This window comes from Candidatus Hydrogenedentota bacterium, from assembly GCA_018005585.1.
Lineage (GTDB): Bacteria > Hydrogenedentota > Hydrogenedentia > Hydrogenedentales > JAGMZX01 > JAGMZX01.
In genome coordinates, this window is record JAGMZX010000196.1 from 1 (window position 1) to 5,041 (window position 5,041).

Annotated in this window: 3 protein-coding genes; all 3 read left to right on the plus strand. The window is 66.1% G+C overall.

Annotated features, from left to right (window positions below):
- The coding region (locus KA184_21700) for a HEAT repeat domain-containing protein (protein MBP8132202.1) at positions 1 to 3,057 on the plus strand (3,057 nt) is incomplete at its 5' end.
- Between the two features lie 64 nt (positions 3,058 to 3,121).
- Positions 3,122 to 4,453, plus strand: coding sequence for a Gfo/Idh/MocA family oxidoreductase (locus KA184_21705; protein MBP8132203.1), 1,332 nt, complete (start codon positions 3,122 to 3,124; stop codon positions 4,451 to 4,453).
- A 13-nt stretch (positions 4,454 to 4,466) separates the two neighbouring features.
- Positions 4,467 to 5,041, plus strand: a 575-nt coding sequence (locus tag KA184_21710) for a Gfo/Idh/MocA family oxidoreductase (GenBank protein ID MBP8132204.1), incomplete at its 3' end; no start/stop codon positions are given.

Genomic DNA, 5,041 nt, shown 5'->3' on the forward strand with positions numbered 1-5,041 from the left:
CTGCAGCCCGCCGCGGACCAGGCGGCGCAGGCCGGGTTGCGCATCGCGCTGTATCCGCACGTTGACACGTGGTTGGAAACGGTAGGCGATGCCGTCCGCGTCGCGGCGGCTGCGGCAAAAGACAACGTGGGTGTTACGTTCAACTTGTATCACTGGTTGCGCGAGGGGAATCCCGATGCGTTGCGGCCCGCTGTCGAACAGGCGCTGCCGAAGCTGTTCGCCGTCACCATCAACGGCTCGAATCAGGAAGGCAGCATCGAGACGCTGAACCAGGGTGATTTCGACGTCCTCGGCATGTTGCGCACGCTGCGGGAGGTGGGCTACGCCGGGCCGGTCGGGTTACAGGGATACGGCATCGGCGGCGAGGCGCGCGCCAATCTGGCGCGCTCGATGATGGCGTGGCGCGGCTTGACGCAACTGCTGGCGCTCGATTGGGCCTGCCTGCTTGAAAACGGCGACCTGAGCGCGTTCCGCGAACCGGTGGGCGAATGGACAGTGGCGGGCAACGTGTTCAAAAGCCCCGAGGATGAGCAGAAACTCGGGTGGGAACCTGGCCTCGGCGCGGTCTTGAACGGACCTGACGGACAGACGGCGCATCTTGTAACCACGATGGAACACGGCGATGTCGAGGCGCACATCGAGTTCCTGGTGCCCAAGGGTTCTAATTCCGGCGTGTATTTCCAGGGCCGCTATGAAATTCAGGTGCTGGACAGTTGGGGAACCACTGATCCGCAGTACAGCGACTGCGGCGGCATCTATCAGCGCTGGCGCGAAGAGCCGGGCCTTGAGGAAAGCCAGCGAGGCTACGAGGGGCGCGCGCCGCGCGTGAACGCCGCGAAAGCCCCGGGTGAGTGGCAGTCCTTCGATGTCCTCTTTCGCGCGCCGCGCTTCGACGCATCCGGCGCGAAGACGGCCAACGCCGCCTTCCTGCGCGTGCTGCATAACGGCGTGCTCGTCCACGTCAACCAGGAACTGAGCGGACCCACGCGCGCGGCGATGTTCAACGACGAGCAGCCGCTCGGCCCGCTTATGCTTCAGGGCGACCACGGCCCCGTCGCCTACCGCAATCTGCGCGTCCGCACCGTTGACACCAGGCCTTATCCGGAAATTACGGGCTATGACTACGGCGCCAGCCGCGCCGCGCTGCTCGCTTTGGAACGTGACATCCAAAGCGCCCTGCCAGACCGCCACGCTGAGATTGAAATGCGGCTGCTCGCGACTTTCGCCGTTCCGGAGGCCACGTTTGCGTGCAGGCAATTCGTTTGCCGCCAGCTCCAGCGCACGGGTTCGGACGCCTGCGTCCTCGCGCTCGCGCCGCTGCTCACGGACCCGCGGCTGTCACACGTGGTCCGGTTCGCGTTTGAGACCATCCCCGGCGCGCTGGTCGAAGAGACAATGCTCGCCGCCCTCCCACAGACCCAAGGCGATACGCGTATTGGCATTATCAATACGCTTGGCGACCGGCGCCGCGACCAGAGCGTGGAAGCCCTCGCGGCGTTGCTGGAAGACGCAGACGTGAACGTGGTCTGCGCCGCGGCGGCGGCATTGGGCAAAATTGCCACGGACAATGCGTTTAGCGCGTTGCTGCGCGCCACGCCCGATGGCGCGCCCGAACGCGAGGAAGCCCTCGCCCGCGCGCTGCTCGATTGCGCCACCGCGCAGTTGGCGCGCGGCGACGTCGAGAAGGCCGCCGGCGTCTTCGAGGCCCTCTACGCGGCGAAACAGACACCCGCGCTGCGCGCGGCGGCGCTCCAGGGGCTGGTCACCGCCCGCGGCGCGGCGACGCTGCCCGCGCTCATCGAGGCTTTGCGCGGCGAAGACGGGGCTTTGTATGCCGTCGCGTTGCAGCTCATGCGGGAACTTCCGGCGCCCGAGGTCGGCGCCGCGCTCCTCGAAGCGCTGCCGTCATTCGACCCGGAGCAAAAAGCGCGCGTGTTGGACGTGCTCGCCGCGCGCGGCGACTCGACGGCGCTGCCTGCCGTGCTGACCGCGTTGCAGGACATCGACGAAACGGTGCGCATCGCGGCCCTGGGTGCGCTGCGCGACTTGGGCAACGACACGTCGGTAGCGGCCCTCGCGCAGGTCGTGGCTACCACAAAAGGACGCGAGAAAGCCGCTGCTGAGGCCGCTCTTGCACGGTTGCGCGGCGCAGGCGTGAATGCCGCCTTGACGGCATTGCTGGCTGACCCGTCGCCAGAGGTCAAGCTGGCGTGCATTGAAGCGCTGGAAAAGCGCCGCGCCGCCGAATCGGCTCAGGCGCTCCTCGAAGCGGCGCGCGACAGCGACGCGCGCGTGCATGCCGCGGCGGTAAGCGCCCTCGGCGCCGTGGCGCCGCCCGAGATGCTGGCAGCGCTCGCCGCTATCCTGGCGCAGGAAAAGGAAGAGACAAAGCGCGACACCGAGGTGGAGGCCGTGGCCGCCGTGGCCGCCCGCATTGAGGATCCGGAAGCCCGTATCGCGGCGCTCATCGCCGCGCTGCCGCCGGAATGGGATGCGCCACTGGCTGGGTCCGTGGCGCGAGTGCTCGGCCATTTGGGCGATTCACATTCTCTGGCGAAACTGCGTGAACTGCTCGCGCGTCCTGAGCCCGAGGTGCGCGACGCCGCTGTCCGCGCGCTGGCGGGTTGGCAAAATGCCGAAGTCTTGCCAGACCTGATCGAGATTGCGCGCGAGGGGCAGGACGACACACACCGAATCCTGGCGTTGCGCGGGGCCATTCGCCTTGTCGAAGCACCCGCGGAACGTATCGCCGAAGACACCGTAAAATTGTGCGTAACGCTGCTGGAATTGGCGGCGCGCCCCGAAGAGCGGAAGATGGCGCTGGGCGTCATTGGCAAAGTATCGCATCCCGGCGCGTTGGCGCTCGCGGTGGAAAAACTCGAAGACGCCGAGGTGGCCGCGGAGGCCGCGCAGGCTATCCTGCAGCTCGCGGAACCACTCGCTGCCGCGAATGGCGATGCCGTGCGCGCGGCGCTGGAACGGATCATTGCCGTGCTTTCGGCGCACGACGCCGCGAAGCAGGCGCAATCTTTCCTGGAACAACTGACCCAACCATGAGGAATGCCCGCACGCAGATCGGGAAGATTCTTAGAAAGCTCGCCAAGAGCATGAGGAACTTGCCATGAACTCGCACGGAACGACCACCCCCCCGCGCGTTTCCCGCTCGAAGCGTTTCTCCCGGCGCGCGTTTCTACGCGCCGCCGGCGCGGCCGCCGCCGCCGTTTCCGTGCCGGTAATCATCCCGGCGCGAGCGCTCGGTTTGGGCCGCCGCATCGGCCCCAACGACAAGATTACCGTCGGCTGCATCGGCGTCGGACCACAGGGGCAGTACGTCATGAAGAATTTCATGAACAACGAGCAGGCCCGCGTTATCGCGGTATGCGATGTGAAGAACGCGTGCTGCCTCGAAGCCAAGCAGCAGGTAGATGGGTTTTACAAGGATGCCAATTGCGTCATCCATCGCGACTTCCGCGAGCTGACCGCGCGCGACGACATCGACGTGGTTTCAATCGCCTCCACGGACCATTGGCACGTGCTGCACGCGCTCAGCGCCGTGCGCGCGGGCAAGGACGTGTACGTCGAGAAACCGCTCGCCGTGAGCATCGCGGAATTGCAGGCGACGCGCGACGCCGTTCACAAGCATGGACGGCTGTTTCAATTCGGCACCCAGCAGCGGTCGTCGCGCGAGTTCCGGTTCGCTTGCGAACTCGTGCGCAACCGCCTGATTGGCGACCTGCACACCATCAAGGTCGGCGCACCGCCCAGTATCCCGTCGGAGAATTTCCCCGAGCAGCCGGTGCCGGATGGCATAGACTACGAGATGTGGCTCGGGCCGGCGCCCTATGCGCCCTACAACGAGAATCGTGTCAGTCACGACTACTGGTGGCATTGCTCCGACTACGCCATTGGCTTTATCTCCGGCTGGGGCATCCACCACATCGACATCGCGCAGTGGGGCAACGACACCGACCTCACCGGCCCGACTGAGATAGCGGGCACAGGCGTGTTCCCGAAGGACGGCATGTGCGACTGCGCGCTGAAATGGAATATCGAGGCGCACTACGAAAACGGCGTGCGCCTGGATTACACGGACGACGGCCAGAACCCGCACGGCATCACGTTCGAAGGTTCCGAAGGTTGGGTCTACGTCAAGCGCGGTCTCATCGACGCGCAGCCGAAGTCCCTGCTGCAGTACACGCTGAAGCCGGACGAGATTCATCTCTACGAGAGCACGAACCACGCAGGCAATCTGCTTGATTGCGTGCGCACCCGCGCGCAGACCGTCTGCCCCATCGACGTGGCGGCGCGGTCCGACACCATCTGTCAAATCAGCGACATGGCCATCCGCGCGGAACGCCCCCTGCGCTGGGATCCGGCGACGGAACGTTTCGCGGGCGACGACGTGGCAAACCGTGCGCTCGCGCGCGCCATGCGCGAGCCGTGGCGCCTGTAGCGAGGGAGATATCATGGCAAAGCTCGGCGTGGGAATCATCGGTTGCGGCTGGGTGGGCGAAGAATACATCAAGGCGTTTCAGGCGGATGCGCGCTCCGAGGTGCGCGCCCTCGTCAACCCGTCGCTGGCGCGCCCGGAGACGTACAAGACCCGGCATGGCCTGAACTGCACGGTCAGCAGCGACGCCGGCGCCATGCTCGCCCGCGATGATATTGACATCGTCGTGGTCTCGACGCCGCACGACCTGCACACGCTCCACGTCGTGGCGGCGGCGAAGGCGGGCAAGCACATCGTGATCGAGAAGCCCGTCGCGCTGACGCTGGAAGACGTGCGGCGCCAGCAGCACGCCGTGCGCGAGGCCGGGACCAAGACGGTGGTCAGCTTCGTCCTGCACTGGAACCCGCTGTTGATGACCGTGGACCGGCTGCTCGGGCTCCAGGCGTTCGGCAATGTGTTCATGGTCGAGGTCGATTACCTCCACCGGATCTGGTGCGGCAGCCAAAAGTGGCTCGGCTCGAAGAAACAGGGCGGCTCCTCGCTGCTCGCCGGCGGCTGCCACGCCGTGGATGCGCTTCGGTGGTTCATGCG

What these genes read in the sequence shown, in the direction of transcription:
- KA184_21705 (MBP8132203.1), top strand. Translation starts at nt 3,122, where the DNA reads ATGAACTCGCACGGAACGACCACCCCCCCGCGCGTTTCCCGCTCGAAG.